Annotated in this window: 16 protein-coding genes; 8 read left to right on the top strand and 8 right to left on the bottom strand. The window is 71.9% G+C overall.

The window, feature by feature from the left end:
* Nucleotides 1–170: 170 nt before the first annotated feature.
* The 3 genes from ACFY1U_RS01250 to ACFY1U_RS01260 all read left to right on the top strand — a co-directional run bounded on the left by ACFY1U_RS01250 (nt 171) and on the right by ACFY1U_RS01260 (nt 3,637).
* Entirely contained in the window at nt 171–2,897 is a 2,727-nt protein-coding gene (locus tag ACFY1U_RS01250) for a cation-translocating P-type ATPase (protein ID WP_390692069.1), read from the top strand.
* A gap of 212 nt (nt 2,898–3,109) precedes the next feature.
* Nucleotides 3,110–3,418 carry a hypothetical protein gene (locus tag ACFY1U_RS01255; RefSeq protein ID WP_390692070.1) on the top strand — a complete coding sequence of 103 codons (309 nt, stop codon included), beginning with the start codon at nt 3,110–3,112 and terminating at the stop codon, nt 3,416–3,418.
* Between the two features lie 54 nt (nt 3,419–3,472).
* Nucleotides 3,473–3,637, top strand: coding sequence for a hypothetical protein (locus ACFY1U_RS01260; RefSeq protein ID WP_344406663.1), 165 nt, complete (start codon nt 3,473–3,475; stop codon nt 3,635–3,637).
* 8 nt (nt 3,638–3,645) lie between these two features.
* Here ACFY1U_RS01260 and ACFY1U_RS01265 read toward each other — a convergent pair whose 3' ends face one another.
* Entirely contained in the window at nt 3,646–4,134 is a 489-nt protein-coding gene (locus ACFY1U_RS01265; protein ID WP_390692072.1) for a hypothetical protein, read from the bottom strand.
* Nucleotides 4,135–4,342: 208 nt separating this feature from the next.
* Here ACFY1U_RS01265 and ACFY1U_RS01270 point away from each other — a divergent pair, with 208 nt between their 5' ends.
* From ACFY1U_RS01270 to ACFY1U_RS01280, 3 genes are all read left to right on the top strand, one after another.
* Nucleotides 4,343–5,218, top strand: coding sequence for a DUF6424 family protein (locus tag ACFY1U_RS01270; protein WP_390692073.1), 876 nt, complete (start codon nt 4,343–4,345; stop codon nt 5,216–5,218).
* A 13-nt stretch (nt 5,219–5,231) separates the two neighbouring features.
* The gene (locus ACFY1U_RS01275; protein ID WP_390692074.1) at nt 5,232–6,353 is read left to right on the top strand and encodes a DUF2235 domain-containing protein; all 1,122 of its coding nucleotides are present in this window, start codon (nt 5,232–5,234) and stop codon (nt 6,351–6,353) included.
* A gap of 399 nt (nt 6,354–6,752) precedes the next feature.
* Nucleotides 6,753–7,706 (top strand): anti-sigma factor RsbA family regulatory protein, encoded by a 954-nt coding sequence (locus ACFY1U_RS01280; protein ID WP_390692075.1) that lies wholly within the window; start codon nt 6,753–6,755, stop codon nt 7,704–7,706.
* A 34-nt stretch (nt 7,707–7,740) separates the two neighbouring features.
* Here the strand turns inward: ACFY1U_RS01280 and ACFY1U_RS01285 are convergent, their stop codons facing one another.
* From ACFY1U_RS01285 to ACFY1U_RS01305, 5 genes are all read right to left on the bottom strand, one after another.
* Nucleotides 7,741–8,778: a rod shape-determining protein gene (locus ACFY1U_RS01285; RefSeq protein ID WP_390692076.1), complete on the bottom strand. Its 1,038-nt coding sequence runs from the start codon at nt 8,776–8,778 to the stop codon at nt 7,741–7,743.
* A 366-nt stretch (nt 8,779–9,144) separates the two neighbouring features.
* Entirely contained in the window at nt 9,145–9,516 is a 372-nt protein-coding gene (locus tag ACFY1U_RS01290; RefSeq protein WP_390692077.1) for a CU044_2847 family protein, read from the bottom strand.
* 101 nt (nt 9,517–9,617) lie between these two features.
* Complete coding sequence (locus tag ACFY1U_RS01295) at nt 9,618–11,174, bottom strand: carboxyl transferase domain-containing protein (RefSeq protein ID WP_390692078.1); 1,557 nt, start codon at nt 11,172–11,174, stop codon at nt 9,618–9,620.
* The gene (locus ACFY1U_RS01300; RefSeq protein ID WP_390692079.1) at nt 11,167–12,612 is read right to left on the bottom strand and encodes an acyl-CoA synthetase; all 1,446 of its coding nucleotides are present in this window, start codon (nt 12,610–12,612) and stop codon (nt 11,167–11,169) included. The genes ACFY1U_RS01295 and ACFY1U_RS01300 overlap by 8 nt, the downstream gene beginning before the upstream one ends.
* A gap of 73 nt (nt 12,613–12,685) precedes the next feature.
* Complete coding sequence (locus ACFY1U_RS01305; RefSeq protein WP_390692080.1) at nt 12,686–13,747, bottom strand: MerR family transcriptional regulator; 1,062 nt, start codon at nt 13,745–13,747, stop codon at nt 12,686–12,688.
* Nucleotides 13,748–13,888: 141 nt separating this feature from the next.
* On the opposite strand from ACFY1U_RS01305, the gene ACFY1U_RS01310 reads away from it, so the two are divergent.
* Nucleotides 13,889–14,761, top strand: coding sequence for a RimK family alpha-L-glutamate ligase (locus ACFY1U_RS01310; RefSeq protein ID WP_390692817.1), 873 nt, complete (start codon nt 13,889–13,891; stop codon nt 14,759–14,761).
* Between the two features lie 55 nt (nt 14,762–14,816).
* Here ACFY1U_RS01310 and ACFY1U_RS01315 read toward each other — a convergent pair whose 3' ends face one another.
* Together ACFY1U_RS01315 and ACFY1U_RS01320 are read right to left on the bottom strand one after the other, a co-directional pair.
* Nucleotides 14,817–15,005, bottom strand: a complete 189-nt coding sequence (locus ACFY1U_RS01315; protein WP_390692081.1) for a hypothetical protein — start codon at nt 15,003–15,005, stop codon at nt 14,817–14,819.
* Between the two features lie 14 nt (nt 15,006–15,019).
* The gene (locus ACFY1U_RS01320) at nt 15,020–15,604 is read right to left on the bottom strand and encodes an ArsR/SmtB family transcription factor (RefSeq protein WP_390692082.1); all 585 of its coding nucleotides are present in this window, start codon (nt 15,602–15,604) and stop codon (nt 15,020–15,022) included.
* 141 nt (nt 15,605–15,745) lie between these two features.
* Between ACFY1U_RS01320 and ACFY1U_RS01325 the strand changes: the two genes are divergently transcribed.
* Nucleotides 15,746–16,162 carry a TIGR03668 family PPOX class F420-dependent oxidoreductase gene (locus ACFY1U_RS01325; protein WP_390692083.1) on the top strand — a complete coding sequence of 139 codons (417 nt, stop codon included), beginning with the start codon at nt 15,746–15,748 and terminating at the stop codon, nt 16,160–16,162.
* Nucleotides 16,163–16,205: the final 43 nt, after the last annotated feature.

Below are 16,205 nucleotides of genomic sequence, written 5' to 3' on the forward strand. Positions count from 1 at the left end.
CGGAGGGCGGGCCCACGGCGTCCGGTGCGTGCGCGTGGGGCCACCAAAACCACACGCGCCCTCCCGGGGCAGTGGGGGAGCGTGCCGGGCGTCGCGGGGCGGCGGGACTTTCGCAACAGGCCCTGGTCCTGCAACAGGGGGAGGCGACCGGCCAGGATCGGAGGCAGACGATGACGGCACAGCCGGATTCCGTGGGCAGACAGCCGCAGGTTTCGCCGGACGGCTGGTACGCGCATTCCCCCACGGAGGTGGTGACGGCTCTCGGTGTCGATCCCTCGGTCGGGCTCAGTGCGGCACGGGCCGCCCAACTGCGGGCCGCGCACGGCCCCAACGCCCTGCCGGAGGAGGGCCGTGTCCCGGCCTGGCGCCGGTTCCTGGCGCAGTACCGCAGCTATATGCAGATCGTCCTGGTGGCCGCGGCCGCGGTCTCGCTGCTCGTCAAGGAGTGGACGACCGGGATCCTGCTCCTCGTGCTGACCCTGCTGAACGCGGTCGTGGGCCTGCGCCAGGAAGGCAAGGCCGAGAGCGCGATGAACGCGCTGAAGTCGATGATGAAGGCCACGGCGCGGGTGCGGAGGGACGGTACCGAGGCGGAGATCCCGGCGGAGGAGCTCGTCGTCGGTGACACGGTGCTCCTCTCGGCCGGGGACCAGGTGCCGGCGGACGGACGCATCATCGAGGCCAGCGCGCTGCAGATCGACGAGTCGGCGCTCACCGGCGAGAGCGTCCCCGCCACGAAGGACACCGCCGCGCTGGCGGGCGGGCGGCTGCTGCCGCCCGGGGACCAGACCAACACGGCGTTCATGAACACCCCGGTCACTCATGGCAGCGGCACGGTCGTGGTGACCGCCATCGGCGCGGACACCGAGCTCGGCAAGATCTCCGGAATGCTGTCGGCCACCGAGAGGGAGGTACCGCCCCTCACCAAGGAGCTTGACACCCTGACCCTGTGGATCACGGGCGCGGCGGGACTCACCATGATCGTGATGTTCGCCTTGGGGCGCAGCCGGGGTCTGGCATGGGACGCGCTGTTCGTCAGCTCGGTCTCCCTGGCCATCGCCGCCATACCCGAGGCCCTGCCGACCGTGACCCAGGCGATCCTCTCCGTCGGGAGCCTCAAGCTGGCGAAACGGAGCGCCATCGTCAAGGAACTGCCGTCCGTCGAGACCCTCGCCTTCACCTCGGCAATCAATTCGGACAAGACCGGCACCCTGACGATGAACCAGATGACCGTCGTCGAAGTGCTCAGTCCCACCGACAGGTACACCGTCTCGGGCACGGGCTATGGACTGGAGGGGAGCGTCCACCACGCCGCGGGCTCCTCCGCGGGCGTCGAGGACGCGATCCTGCCGTACGTCGTGGCCAGCGACGCCAAGCTGGTCGACGGCGAGGTGGTGGGCGACCCGACGGAGGGCGCGCTGCTGGTGCTGGCCCACAAGGCGGGGCTTGACACGGACGCCACCAGGGAACGCCTCCCCCGTCTCGCGACTCTGCCGTTCGACCCGGAATACAAACTGATGGCCACCTTCAACTCGGCCCTCGACGCTGCCGGTCGTCCGGTCGTCCGGTGCTTCGCCAAGGGCGCGGCCCCGGCGGTGATGGCGCGGGCCGCCACCGCGCTCGCGGCCAAGGAGACCATCCCGTGGGACGCCGATCTGCGACACCGGGCGGAGGCGCAGATCGAGCGGATGGGCGGCGAGGGGCACCGGGTGATGGCCGCGGCCACCCGGGATCTCGACCCGGCCGGCTTCGATCCCGACGGCGATCTGCTCGCGTACGTCACCGAACTGCGGATGACCAGTCTCGTCGCCATGGTCGATCCGCCCCGCGAGGAGTCGAAGGCCGCCGTGGCGGACGCACGCGCGGCGCACATCCGGGTCCGCCTGGTGACGGGCGACGACATCACGACCGGCGCGGCGATCGCCCGGCAGATCGGCATCCCCGGCGAGGCCGTCCTCGGCGCGGACTTCGCGGCGCTCAGCGAGGCGGAACGGCTGGCCCGCATCGACCGCATCGGCGTGGTGGGACGGGTCGCGCCGGAGCACAAGGTGCTGCTCGCCGACACGCTCAAGAAGAAGGGCGACGTCGTGGCGATGACCGGGGACGGCGTCAACGACGCGCCCGCCATCAAGGCCGCCGACATCGGCATCGCGATGGGCAGCGGCACGGACGTGGCGAAGAACGCCGGCCGCATGATCCTCTCCGACGACAACTTCGCCACCATCGTCTACGCCGTGGAGCAGGGCCGGACGATCTACGACAACCTCACCAAGTACATCCGGTTCGTGCTGCTCCTGCTGGTCACCTTCGTCCTGACATTCCTCGGAGCCACCATCCTGAACATCGCGGCGGGTGAACCCTTCACGCCCCCGCAGGTGCTGTGGATCCACTTCGTGGTGAACGCCTCCTTCGGCTTCGCACTCGGTTTCGACCAGGAGAGCCCCGGTCTGATGTGCCGCAGTCCGCGTCCGCGCGGCGAGTCGGTGCTCACCCGATCCGTGCTGGTCACGGTCGGTGCCGGTGGGCTGGCGATCACCGTCTTCCTGCTCGGGCTGATCAAGCTCGGCCAGGCCCACTTCGGCAGCACCGCGACTGGTCAGTCGATCGCCTTCACCGCTTTCGCCCTCTGCCTGATCGTGGCGGCTTTCGAGTGCCGGAGCGAGACGGAATCCGTGCTGAGCGTCTCCTCCTTCGACAGCAGGCAGATGAACCGCGTGGCCCTGACGCAACTGGTGCTCTCAGTGCTGATCACCCAGATGGACGGCTTCCGCCGCGTATTGGGGACGACCGAGATCAACGCGCGACAGTACGGCTGGGCGCTGCTGGCCGCCGTCGCGCTGCTGCTCGTATGGGAACTGGGCAAGCTGCTGGCCCGCCGGGCGAGAGACGTCGGGTGAGTCCGGTTCGAAGAAGGTCGAAGCCCACGGGAAGGTCGAAGCCCACGGGAAGGTCGAAGCCCACGGGACGGAGGGCCTTCGTGCTGCCGTCTTACGCCTGTTGGAGGACCGGCGCGGGGATCGTCGCGGTGTCGACGGCAGGGACCACGTTCCGGTCACGGTTCCCGCCCGGCTCCGCAGTACGCCAGGCCGGCCGTTCTCGGATCCACGCCGTGAGCGGACCCGCGCGCGTCCAGGTGCTGGCCGACCGGTTCGGCGGCCGCGCGGCGCAGTTGTTCCAGCGCCGCTTCCACCGCGGAGAGCCGGGCGAGTACCGCGCATCGTGGACGGTCTCCCCGGGCGGCGGTGCGAAGTCCAGGTACTGCAGGGCTCGTTCCGCCACGGCGGCTTCGGCCGGTACGGCCCGGCCGCTCGCCCGCGTACTCGGCGAACGAGGGGTCGCTCCGCATGTCGCTGCCCGCCTCGATGTGGTCGATGTCGATCCGCGCCGGTGCGGTGTCGTGTCTGTCGGTGTGCTGTGAAGAGGGGGCCTCGGTGGTGCCATTGCGCGTACGCTCGCGCCCAAGGAGGGCGCCATGGCCGGGCATGCGAAACCGATCAGGATGTGGTGGCTGGTCACGCTGACCGCCGTGACCATGGCGGTCATAGCGGTCGTTCTCGTGCTCCAGGCCGACTCGGGCGAGGCGACCTCGCCCCGGCCGAGCGATCCTCCCTCGGCCACCTCATCCGTCCTCGGATAGGGCGGCTCTCAGCCGGCTTCTTCGCGCAGCCCGTCCCGCAGGCGGCGCAGGTCGTCGGCGTGGCGGCCCAGGCCGTTGAGGCGCAGCCGGGCGGCCTCGGTGCGGGGATCGGGGCGGAGCGTGAAGGCCAGGTCGAGGGACTCGCGCAGCATCCAGAGGTCGTAGGCGAGCAGCCGTGCCGCGTAGGCCTGAGCCCGCTGCAGGTCCGGGGCGGTGAGTTCGAGGTCCTGCAGTCGGGTGCGCAGGCGGTGCAGGGTGCTGCTCTGGCGGCTGCACATGCGTGCCGTCGGGCGGGAGACGGGACCCGGTTCGCCGCAGGCGGCCACCGCCGCGTCGGCCGGTGTCTGGGCGGCCACCGCCTCGTCCAGGACGGCGACCAGGGCGAGCAGCTGGGCCCGGCGCGAGGGGCGGGCGGGTGCCGGGCGGTGGTGGCGGCGGGCGAGCGTCCGTGCGGCGCGGTGCCACCGGACGGCGCCCGGGGGTGTGCGTAGGCGCATGGCTCCAGTGTGCGCCGCGGACGTAGGAAGCCGGGCGGTCAGGTCCCGCAGGTGTGGGTGTTCGGCCGGCTGATCCCACTCGAAAAACGATCGTTGAACCGTCAGCTGTTACGTCGTTGAACGGTCCAGCTGTTACGCAGAGCGAGAAATGAGCCCTGGGAGGACGATGAGAAGAGGAGTGTCGACAGGTCGACAGAAGGAGGCCGTCATGGCCAACGACCGATCCGCGACGGCGACGACGTCCGCTCCCTCCCTCACCTTCGGCAAGACGGAACGGGAGGACCACCCCTGGGAGATACAGCTGGTCAAGCATCAGGAACGCACCGAGTCCGCGGAGTTCCGCGCCGCGAAGACGACCGTGAACAAGATCCTCCAGGAGTTGGGGAAGACCGAGCGGCCTTACGGGCCGGGGCCTTACGAGATGCATCACGGCGGCAGTCTCTGGGTGAAGACGGACGCCGGCTGGCGGATGTTCCGGGCCCGGGTCGGCATCGAGTGGAGCATGCAGTTCTGCGCCGACCCCGCGAAGGTCGACCGGCTGCGGCAGGAGGCCGCCGACCTCGTCGCCGCGTTCCCCGAGACGCTTCCCGCGCTGGAGGCCCTCGGCTACAAGCGGGCCCGCAAGCTGCTGCAGACCCCGATCACGGACGCCGAGGGCGTCGCGGCCTGGACCGACTCGCTGTTCAACGCCTGTGTGCCGCTGACCCGCGGCAACCACCAGGGGGTCCTGCCCAAGGCCGCCGGGGAGCACCACTACCCCTGGCCGATCAAGGGCGCCGACTACATCCGGTACGACGACTTCAACCTGTGGGTGACCCTGCCCGACGGCACCCACGCCGGCGTCGCCCCCGTGGCCCCCCGGGGCTCCGGCGACGGACGGCTGCGCATCGTCCACGCCCGGCACGGCACACCCGCCGGGGACGTCCTGGCCAAGGCGCAGCGGCGCCGCGTCATGGCCGTGCTCCCCGCGGACAGCCCGATGGCGCTCGAGGCGTTCCAGCAGCAGCTCACGCCCGGGGCGCGCACCGCGGCCGCCCGGCCGCGTTCCCGCGGCGCGCGCGGCACCACCCGCCGGGCGGGTTAGGCGGGCCGTGGTCATGCCGCGCAGGATCGTCGTCTGCCTGGACGGCTCGGGCAACCAGGTGGGCGCCCGCAACCCCACGAACGTGGTCAGGTTCTACGAGATGCTGGAGGCGGGCGACCCGTCGAGGCAGCTCCTCTACTACGACCCCGGGGTCGGCACCATGTCCTCGGCCACCGCGCGCGGACCGCTGGGCCGCAGGCTCTCCCGGCTCGGCGGCCTCGCCTTCGGAACGGGTCTGAAGGCCAACCTCACCGAGGCCTACACCTACCTCATGAACCACTGGCAGCCGGGGGACGCGGTCTACGTCTTCGGGTTCAGCCGTGGCGCCTACACGGCGCGTGCGCTGGTGGGGATGCTCAACAAGCCGGGGCTGATGCGGCCCGGCGCGGAGAACCTGGTGCCGTACGCCGTGGCGAAGTACGCATTCAATCAGTCCCTCGGGATCGACAGGAGCGAGCAGGAGGTCGCCCGCTTCTCGCACGCCTTCTGCCTGCGCACCGAGGGCGAGCCGCTGTGGGAGCAGGTGAAGCGCAACGATCCCCGGCAGGTCTCGCACCACTCCCTGCCGGTGGCCTACCTGGGCGTCTGGGACACCGTGAAGGCGGCCGGCCTCCTCCGCCTGGGCAATCTGCGCTGGCCGTACACCCACTCCCTGCCCAACGCCGCCCGCATCCGGCACGCCGTGTCCCTGGACGAGCTGCGGCGCCCGTACCGGGAGTTCCTCGTCAAACCGCGCAGCCCCGGCCCCGACACGGACACGAGCACGGCGGAGGAGGTGTGGTTCGCCGGGGTGCACTGCGACGTCGGCGGCACCTTCGACCACGCCCCGGACGCACCCCTGCTCTCCACCATCCCCCTCAAGTGGATCACCGACGGTGTCTCGGACGACCTGGACTTCCGGCCCGGCGCCTACGGTACGGCGACCGCGCTGACCGAGGCCTTCGCCGACGCCCCCGTCCACCACAACGGCCCGGCGTGGATCCTCGTGGGCAGGCGTGCACGCCTCGTGCCTCCCGAGGCGGTACTCCACTGGAGCGTCCGGCTGCGCCGGGAACGGGACCCCGGCTACCGGCCGGACCTGGCCGGACGCGAGCGCTGGGCCGACCCCGACTGGTTCAAGCCTGCTCGTACATAGCGGGCCAATGGGTTTCTAAGGGTCGTTCTCCTCCCGGGGAAGTAGGGGTTTCTGCCCCGGGTTGTGCTCCGGAGGCATGGCAGGTGTCTCCGTGGGAACGATGTGGCGAAGTGGCGCGGGGACCAGGCTGGTTCACGTCAGCCAGCCGGTCCGAGGAGGCGTCATGAACCGTCAGACCCGCGTCCGTGTCAACCGCAGGCCCGCCACGCCCCGCGACACCACCATCGACCGCAGGACGCCGTCGGGGCGGATCCTGCCGTACTGATGCCGCACTGGAACCACTCCGCGGGTCCTGGGAGGAGTGACAGCCGTCCTTCGGGGTACGCGGGCTGACATCGAGGGAGCCAGTGGGGCAGGGGAGGCGGTGGTGAGCATGCACGTCGACGGGAGTGGTCGGCAGTGACCCCCGCCGACGACACAGGCCTCGCCCCCTTCGTGCACCCCGCGCTCCTCTACCGCGACGAGGACGAGTACCTCGCGGGCACCGTCCCCTTCGTCCGGGAAGCCCTCGCGGCCGGTGAACCCGTCGCCGTGGCCGTGCCCGGCGAGCGCCTGCGGCTGATCCGGGACGCGCTGGGCGAGGACGCCCGCACCGTGCGGTTCCTGGACATGCGGCAGGCCGGGCGCAACCCCGGCCGGATCATCCCCGCGGTGCTGCGCGCCTTCGCGGACGGCCGGCCGCCCGGCACCCGTGTGAGCATCATCGGCGAACCGATCTGGGCCGGCCGTACAGCCGCCGAATACCCCGCCTGCGTCCAGCACGAGGCGCTGATCAACGCGGCCTTCCGGGGCCGGAGCGCGACCATCCTGTGCCCGTACGACATCCGGCGCCTCGACCCGCAGGTCGTCGCGGACGCCTTCGCCACCCACCCCACCCTCGTCCGGGGCGGCTCCGGACGGCAGGAGGACAGCGGGGCCTACGCCCCCGCGGAGGTCGTGGCCCGCTACAACGAACCGCTGCCGCCCGTACCGGACGTCCCGCCCTCCGTATCCTTCCGCTTCGACACGGACTCCCTCTCCGAGGCCCGGCACCTCGCCGTCGACGAGGCCGTACGCCTCGGCCTCGCGTCCGCCCGGGTCGAGGACCTGGCGCTGGCGGCCGCCGAACTGGCCACCAACAGCGTGATGCACGGCGGCGGTTCGGGTGTGCTCGCTGTGTGGATCGAGGACGGGTACGTGGTGTGCGAGGTGCGCGACAAGGGCCATCTCGCCGATCCGCTGGCCGGCCGCAGACCGGTCCCGCGTGAACAGTACGGCGGCCGTGGGCTCCTCATGGTCAACCTCGTCGCGGACCTGGTGCGCGTGCACACCGGCCCGGGCGGCACCACCGTGCGCTGCTGGTTCGCCCGTTGACCGGGCGCCCGACTCCTGGGCGTCCGTCCGGGGCTCAGATGACGGTCGGGCCCAGCACCAGCGGTTCGATCCTGCCCTCCAGCATGTAGCCCAGGCCCTGTACGGCACACACGTCGGGCCGTTCGGCGATGTGCACCGGCATGCCGGTGGCCTGCCGCACCATTTCGTCCAGCCCCGGCAGCAGCGCGCTGCCGCCCACCAGCATGATCCCGCGGTCGACGAGGTCGGCGACCAGATCGGGCGGGCACTCCCGCAGCACCCGGCCGATGACGTCGACCACGGCGGTCAGCGGGGTCTCGATCGCCTCCCGCACGGCGGCGGTGTCGACCTGCACCGAACGGACGAGACCGGTGACCACGTCCCGCCCCCGGATCACGGTGGACTTCGGACCCTGGGCGGTGAGCCCTATGTCGGAGAGGGCCAGGTGCAGGGGCCGTACGGACTGGCTGGGGAGCATCAACTCGTGCTGGTGGCGCAGATGCTGGACGATCGCGTGGTCGACGGCATCCCCGCCGACGGGAATGCGTTCGGAGCTCACGGTCGAGCCGAGCGAGAGCACGGCCACCTGGGTGGTCGTGGTCCCGCAGGCCATGATCATGGTGGCCTCGGGCTGCTGCACGGGCAGTCCGCACCCCACGGCGGCGGCGATGAGCGTGTCGACGAGTTCCACGCGCCGTGCGCCGAGCCCGACCAGCGTCTCGACGGCCGCCCGCCGGGCCAGCGGGTCGGCCTCGTGCGGGGTGCAGGCCGCGGCGCGCAGGAAGGGCTTGCGGCGCAGGGCCCGGCGGAGTCGGTCGCCGAGCAGGCCCCGGAGCATGCGCTGTGCCATCTCGATGTCGACGACGGTGCCGCCGGACACCGGGCGCACCACGCGGATGTGGCCCGGGGTGCGGCCCCTCATCCGCTCGGCGAAGTCACCCACGGCGATGAGGGCACCGCTGCGGGTGTTCACGGCGGCGACGGACGGCTGGTCGACGACGAGGCCGACGCCCCTGACGTAGACACGGGTCCGGGCCGCCCCCAGGTCGACGGCGAAATGGCAGCGCCGCAACTGCTCCAGACTTGCGGTCATCCAGGGTCCTCCAGAAAAACGCAGACCGTGGGGCCGCCGGGCAGCGGGTCCCAATGGCATCGTGCGGTGCCGGAGGCGGGTGGCGCCTTTTGTGGGGGGCCGGTCGGGGCGCAGCTGAATGGGCGTTTTGCGGTTTATGTTCGCCGCTGGGGGTTGCTGCGGCGGTGAGGTGGGCGAGGAGGCGGTCGAGGACGTCTGTCGGCCCGCCGCCACGGATGTACGCGACCGGATTGTGCAGGAGGGCCGTGCGGGCGGCATGCCGGACGGTGAGGTCGACCTCGTAGGAGCCCTCGGCGTGCGGCGGAGGCTCAGCTCGCCGCCGGGCAGGACGTAGACGACGTTCCGTGTTCTGCCAGGCAGCCGTGCTCAAGACCGGCCGGAGTCCGCGGCAGCCGGCCGCGGAGGTTCCGGAGTGGGCCGGGACTGCTCCGGTGACCAGCTGAGCTTCACCACCAGATGCCCCTCCGCGGCGCCCTTCGCGATGACCGCGCCCGTCTCCGCGCTGAGCTTCACCCCGAACTCGAGCTCCACGGTGTCGGGCCTGAGCGAGCCGTCCCGGAACACCCTGAGCGCCGACTCGGCAGCCGCCCGCACCCCGTCCAGGGCGCCCTCGAAGGTCCGCGCGGCCTGGACGGGACCGCCGCCGCGGGAGACGAGCCGGTGGCCGGTCTCGCTCTCCACGCCCTCCACGACGACCCGGGCACCGTCCTCGGTCCTGAACTCCATCAACCCGTCCATGGTGCCGCTCGCTCCCCCGTGTGCCGTGTGATCTCGCCGAACTTCATTGTTGCCGACGGTGCTTGGCGATGTCCCGGGTTCTGCGGGGGACGGGCTGCCGGTCAGGGGCCGACGATGCCCCGGATCACGCCCAGCTCCACCAGGTCCTGCGGCCGGATGCGCAGCTGGTCGGCCGTGGCCTCGACCTCCTGCGCCGGCCGTTTGAGGATCGCGGCGGCGAGCTCCGGTGCGATCACCGAGAAGTAACTGTCCGGTGTGGCCCAGGTGTTGCCCGCCGCGGCCAGCGCGAGCGCGCCGCCGGAGCCGCCCTCGCCGATGACGAGCGTGGTGACCGGGACACGGGCGGCCGCGACCGCGCCGAACAGTTCCGCGATCGCGGCGCCCGCGCCCTGCCGCTCCGCCTCCGCGTCGTTGGCCGCGCCCGGGGTGTCCACGAGGGTCAGCACCGGTATGCCGAGACGGTCCGCGAGGCGGACCAGGCGGGTGGCGGTGCGGTAGCCCGCCGGGCGGGTGGGGGTGCCGGTTTGGGCGGCGTAGGCGATGGTGCGGCCCGCGTGCTCGCCGAAGCCGCAGAGCATGCCCGCTGTGTCGGTGCCGCCGCAGCGGTCGCCGTGGATCGCTGCGCGGTGGGTGAAGTAGGCGTCCAAGTAGGCGTGGGCGCGGGGGCGTTGGGGAGAGCGGGTGCGTTGGACTGCGTTCCAGCCGGTGGTGGGCAATTCCTGGGCGCCGAGGGCGGAGGGGGGCGGCGCTGCTGGTGGTGCCGGGTTGGGTGGTATGGCGTCTGCGGCGCCGTGGTGGCTGGTCGCTCCCCCACTCTCGGCTTCTCCCCCACTCTCGGCTTCGCTCGAGCGGGGGGACCCCCATGAGCGGGGGGACCCCCATGAGCGGGGGGACCCCCATGAGCGGGGGGACCCCCATCGCGGCGGAGCCGCTGATCGATACGGCCCCGCGCCCCCTTGGGGCGCTTCCCGCGCCGTCGGGCTCGAAAGCAGGCGGAGCCATAGCCCCAGTGTCTCCCGCAGGTCTGCCACGGGCACCACCGCGTCCGCCGCCCCGGCCGCCACCTGCGCCTCCGCCGTATACGCCGACGGGTCCGCGTCCGCCGGTCGTACCCGGGAGCCCGCGAAGCCGACCTGGGCGCCGGGCAGGGCGAGGGTCACGTCCGCGCCCGCGCCGAGGGTGGCCCAGCCGCCGCCGGTCGTCGGATCCCTGAGGACGGCGATCTGGGGCAGTCCGGCCTCCCGGGTGAGTGCCGACTGGCGGGCCACGCGCTGGAGTTGGGTGAGGGCGAGCATCCCCTCCTGCATGCGGCTGCCGCCCGTGGCGACCAGCGGCACGACCGGGAGGTGGTGTGCGCGGGCGTGGCCGTAGGCGGCCTCCAGGCGGTCGCCGGTCCGCTCACCGAGCGAGCCGCCGAGGAAGCCGAACTCGAAGGCGATCAGCACCGCCTGCGTGCCCGCGACCCGGGCGGTGCCGCACACGACCGACTCCGTCTCGCCGGTGCGTTCGACCGCGCGGGCGCGCGAGGCGTCGTAGCCCTGCCAGGCGAGGGGGCCGTCGGGGCGGGAGTCCCTTGCCGGGTACGGGAGTTCGGTGAAGGTCGAGGGGTCGGCGACGAGCGCGAGGATCTCGCGGGAGGAGAGACGGGGCTCAGGCACGGTGCAGTGCCCGCTTCATGATCTTCCCCATGTCGTTGCGGGGGAGGCTCTCCAGATAGTGGACCACGCGTGGGCGCTTGTGCGGGGCGAGGCGGCCCGCCACATGGTCCGCCAACTCCTCTGCGCCGGGCGGTGATTGAGGATCCACCGGCACCACCCATGCCACGATCCGCTCGCCCAGATCCGCATCCGGCTCGCCGGTGACCGCCGCCTCCCGCACCCCCGCGTGCTCCAGGAGGGCGTTCTCGATCTCACCGGCCCCGATCTTGTAACCCCCGCTCTTGATCAGGTCGGTGGCCTTGCGGCCGACGATGCGCACGTACCCGTCGGACTCGCGGACGGCCATGTCGCCCGTCCGGAAGAACCCGTCGGCGGTGAACGCGGCGGCCGTGGCGTCGGGCCGGTTCAGATACTCGGTGAACAGGTTCGGGCCGCGCACCTGGATCTCGCCGACGGTCTCGCCGTCGTACGACGTGATCGCCGTCCCGTCCTCCTCCACGAGCCGCAGCTCGACACCCGGCAGCGGTACGCCCACCGTGCCCGCGCGCGGTTCGCCGTCCGCCCGCACGCTGGTGTTCATCAGGGTCTCCGTCATGCCGTACCGCTCGATGACCCGCCGTCCGGTCGCGGCCGCGATGCGCTCGTGGTCGTGGACCGGGAGGGCGGCGGAACCGGAGACCAGCAGCCGGGCCCACCCGAGGGCCTTCGCCAGCTCCGGCTCCTCGGACAGGGCCCCGGCGATCCGGTGGTACATCGTCGGCACCCCGAACAGCATGGTCGCGCCCTCGTTCAGCTCGCGCGCCACGCCCTCCGTGGTGAACCGCCCCAGGTGGCGCACGGATCCGCCGCGCCTCAGCGGGCCCAGGATGCCCAGCACAAGGCCGTGCACATGGAACAGCGGCAGCCCGTGCACGAGCACGTCGTCACTGGTCCACTGCCAGGCGTCGGCGAGCGCGTCCAGGGTGGTGGCGATGGCCCGGCGGGGCAGGACGGCACCCTTGGGCGGGCCGGTGGTGCCGGAGGTGTAGACGATCAGGGCGGGGTCCTCGTCGTCGATCAGGACGGCGAGGGCGGTGCTCCCGGTGCCGGTCACGTCGACATCGGCGCGCTCCAAGTCCCTTACGGGGGCTGGTAGTTCGTCACCGGGCGCCGCGAGCACCACGCTGGGCGCACTGTCGGACAGGATGTGCCCGAGCTCCTTCTCGCCCGACTTCGGGTTGAGCGGTACGGCGGCCGCCCCCGCCCGCAGCGCCGCCACCACGGCCACCGCGGTCTCCAGCGCCGGCGTGGCCCAGATCGCGACCCGTCCGCCGGGCGGGAGCCGGACCGCCAGGGCACCGGTCGCGGCGGCGAGCTCGGCGTACGTCAGGGACCGGTCGCCGAAGCGCAGAGCCACCCGCTCGCTCGGGCTCTGAAGGGCGGGAAAGAGAGAGGACACGCGAGGCACTCCATCCGTCAGGGCAGGAACGACACCCCCGTTCCTACACCAGCCGCCGCCCCGCCGCCGACGATCAGGAGGCCTCCCGCACCACGTCCGCCACCACGCAGCTCACATTGTCCGGGCCCCCGGCCTCGTTCGCCGCGTCCACCAGGGCCCTTACGGCCACGTCCGGGGCCCCGGTGGTGAGGAGTTCCCGTATACGGGCGTCGGGGAGCACGGTCGGCAGACCGTCGGAGCACACGAGATAGCGGTCGCCGGGGGCGGCGTCGTGCAGGCGCAGGTCCGGGGTGCCGGTGCCGAGGGCCTTGAGCAGGAGGGTCCGCTGCGGATGGGCCGTGGCCTCCTCCTCGGTCAGTCGGCCCTCGTCGATCAGCGACTGGACCACCGTGTGGTCATGAGTGATACGGAAGAGCTCCCCGTCGCGCAGGAGGTAGGCGCGGGAGTCGCCGATGTGGACGAGGGCGAGGCGGGAGCCCGTCCAGAGCAGGGCGGTGAGGGTCGTGCCGTTGGCGTCGGGGTCGTCCGTCGCGTCCCGGACCGCCTCGGTCGCGCCCCGCACGGCGTCCTCCAGGAGGTTGAGGACACCGCCCGCCGGCACCTCCTCCGTGTCGAGGAACCTGAGCGCCTCGACGGCCGCGCTGCTCGCGGGCGCACCGGCCGGCCCGAACCCGTCGGCGACGGCGAGCAGCCGCGTGCCCGCATACGCCGTGTCCTGGTTGGCGGGCCGCACCCGGCCGCGGTCGGAGTGGGCGAAGTACCGCAGTTCCAGCATGGTGGTGTCCTTCCTCGACTGTTCCTGTTCCGTCAGGTGATCCACGAGGAACGCGGCGAGATCCCGCCGTACCGCCGTCTCGGCCTCCACCCGCGCCCAGTACGCGCGGATCTCCCGGGCGGCGGCCGCCGGTTCGAGGGCGCACACCTCCCGGATCCGGGCCAGCGGCATGCCCAGCCGCCGCAGCCACGCCACCAGCCGGGCCTGCTCCAGCTGCCCGACCGCGTAGTAGCGGTAGCCGGTGTGCGGGTCGACCCGGGCGGGGCGCAGCAGCTCCAGCTCGTCGTAGAGGCGAAGGGCCTTCGGCGAGAGCCGGCAGGCCCGTGCGAAGGCACCGATCGTGAGCATGTCCCTGCGCATCCGGCAGTCCTCCCCGTGTTCCTGTCACCGATGCTGCGGCTTCACCGAAGGGGAAGGTCAATCCGGTTGCTTCGGTTGCGGGGACCACGGTTAGCCTGCGAAGCGATCCACCGCCGTATGACGTATGAACTGGAGTCCGCCGTGCCCCGAGTCGCACTCGCCACCTACGACCCCGGCTCCCAGCCGAGCAAGGACCGCGACCTGCCCGTGCTGGTGCGGGCTCTGCGGGACGCCGGAGCCGAGGCCGTCGCCGTCCCGTGGGACGACCCCGACACCGACTGGAGCGGCTTCGACCTCGTCGTCATCCGGTCGACCTGGGACTACAGCTGGCGGGCGGAGGAATTCGTGGCGTGGGCGGAGAAGTGCGCTCAGGTCACCCGGCTGGCCAACCCGGCGGAGGTCGTGCGCTGGAACACCGACAAGCGGTACCTCGGAGACCTGGCGGATGCCGGAGTACCCGTGGTCCCCACCCGCTACCTCGCACCCGGCGACGCCCCCGGCCTCCCCGACGACCACGAGTACGTCATCAAGCCGACCTCGGGCGCGGGCGCCCGGTACGCCGCCCGCTACACGCCGGACGACCACGACACGGCCGTACGGCACCTCGCGCGCATGCACGAGGAGGGGCTGACCGCGATGGTCCAGCCGTATCTGTCCGGTATCGACGTCAGCGGCGAGCGGGCCCTGCAGTTCTACGGCGGCCGCTTCCTGCACGCCAGCCGCAAGGGCGCCGTACTGGCGCCGGGCACGGCGTACGACGCCACCAAGGTGGCCCACCCGGACCTGGTCCCGTGGACCCCGACACCGGCCGAACTCGCGGTCGCCGAGCGCGCGTTGGCCGCCGTACCGGATGCGCCCGAGCTGCTGTACGCGCGCGTGGACCTGGTCGACGGGGCGGACGGGGAGCCGCGGCTGATGGAGCTGGAGCTGGTCGAGCCGAATCTGTTCCTCGGTCTGCATCCCGGGTCGGTGTCCGTCGTGGTGGGGGCGATCGTGGCGGAGGCTGGTCGCTAGGGCCGTGCGTGTGCGCAGCCTGGCCGATCCCGGCGAGCCTCCCCGGACGGAACGACTAGGGCACGGCGGCCGCCGTCCTGGGCGCGGCCGCCAGCCGCAGGCCTACCTCCACAAGGGTCCAGCCCAGCCGGGTACGCAGGTCCCGACGGCGCCGGGTCGCGACGGTGAGACGGTATGCGTCGGCTTCGGCGCGGAGTTCGGCGGCGCGGGCGTGGTGCAGGGCGAGGTGCGTCTCGGGGTGCATCGGGCTGCGGCCTCTCATTCGGTGGTGAGCGGGAACGCGTGTGTGTGAATGCGTACCTGGGCCGTGTTGGAGTCGTCCTTGTCTGCGGCCCGGTCGCGATAGGTCTCGACGAGCGCGTGCATCTTCTCGATGAGTTCCTGGGTGAGTTCGGGCGTCAGCCGCAGCGTCGCGCTGCTCATGTCCCAGGTGCGGTTCCACTCCTCGGGCCATGCCTGGCGGTTGCCGAGCCAGGTCGACAGGTCCCGGGTCTGGGCGGTCGCGACCTCGTGGAGGTACATGTCGGCAGCCCCGCGTACGTCCGGGTTGGCATCGGTGAGCAGTGCGTCGTCGAAGCGCAGGCCCTTGTGGACCGCCTTCCACCACCGCTCCCGCCCCTTTCCACGCTCCGGGGCGTCCTCGATGAAGCCGTGGGCCGCGAGCTGTCTCAGGTGATAGCTGGTGGCCCCGCTCGACTCGCCCAGTTTTTCAGCGAGTTGGGACGCGGTGGCCGGACCGCCGAAGCGCAGGGCGTCCAGCAACTGCATGCGCAGGGGGTGTGCGAGCCCGCGCAGGGAGCGGGCGTCGAGACTGCGGACCTGTGGGTCCTGGGGCTCGTTCATGCGCACAAAAGTACCCTTGCAAAGGGTTCGTTGCAACAGGTTCTTTGCATCGAACTCTTTGTAAGGGATGGAAGCCTTGCGGCAACCCAGCCCCGATGGAGGGGAACTCGCATCCACCGGGGCCTCGATACGGTGGGACACATGAAGCTTTCGCCGCTCGTCGCCCGGGAACGCTTTGCCGCCTCGGCTGTCGCCAGCCTGGCGACAGCCGACGCCTCCGGGGTGCCCCACGCGGTCCCCGTTACCTTCGTGGTCCTCGACGACGTCCTCTATTTCGCGGTCGACCACAAGCCGAAGAGCACGTGGGACCTTCGGCGCCTGCGCAACATCCGGGAGAACCCGTCGGTGGCCTTGCTGGTGGACCACTATGACGAGGACTGGTCGACGTTGTGGTGGGCTCGCGCCGACGGTCGTGGCGAAGCGCTGGAGGACGGTCAGGAGCGGTGCCGCGCGGTGGAGTCGCTGTGCGGCAAGTACGAGCAGTACAAGGACTCGCCTCCCGGGGGCCCCGCAGTCGCCGTTCGGGTCGAGCGGTGGAGTGGCTGGTCCTTCGCCTGACCTCGCCGGGACTCAGGGCCCGAGGTGACGTATGTGCCGGGCC

Source organism: Streptomyces sp. NPDC001351, from assembly GCF_042896045.1.
In the GTDB taxonomy this organism is placed as follows: domain Bacteria; phylum Actinomycetota; class Actinomycetes; order Streptomycetales; family Streptomycetaceae; genus Streptomyces.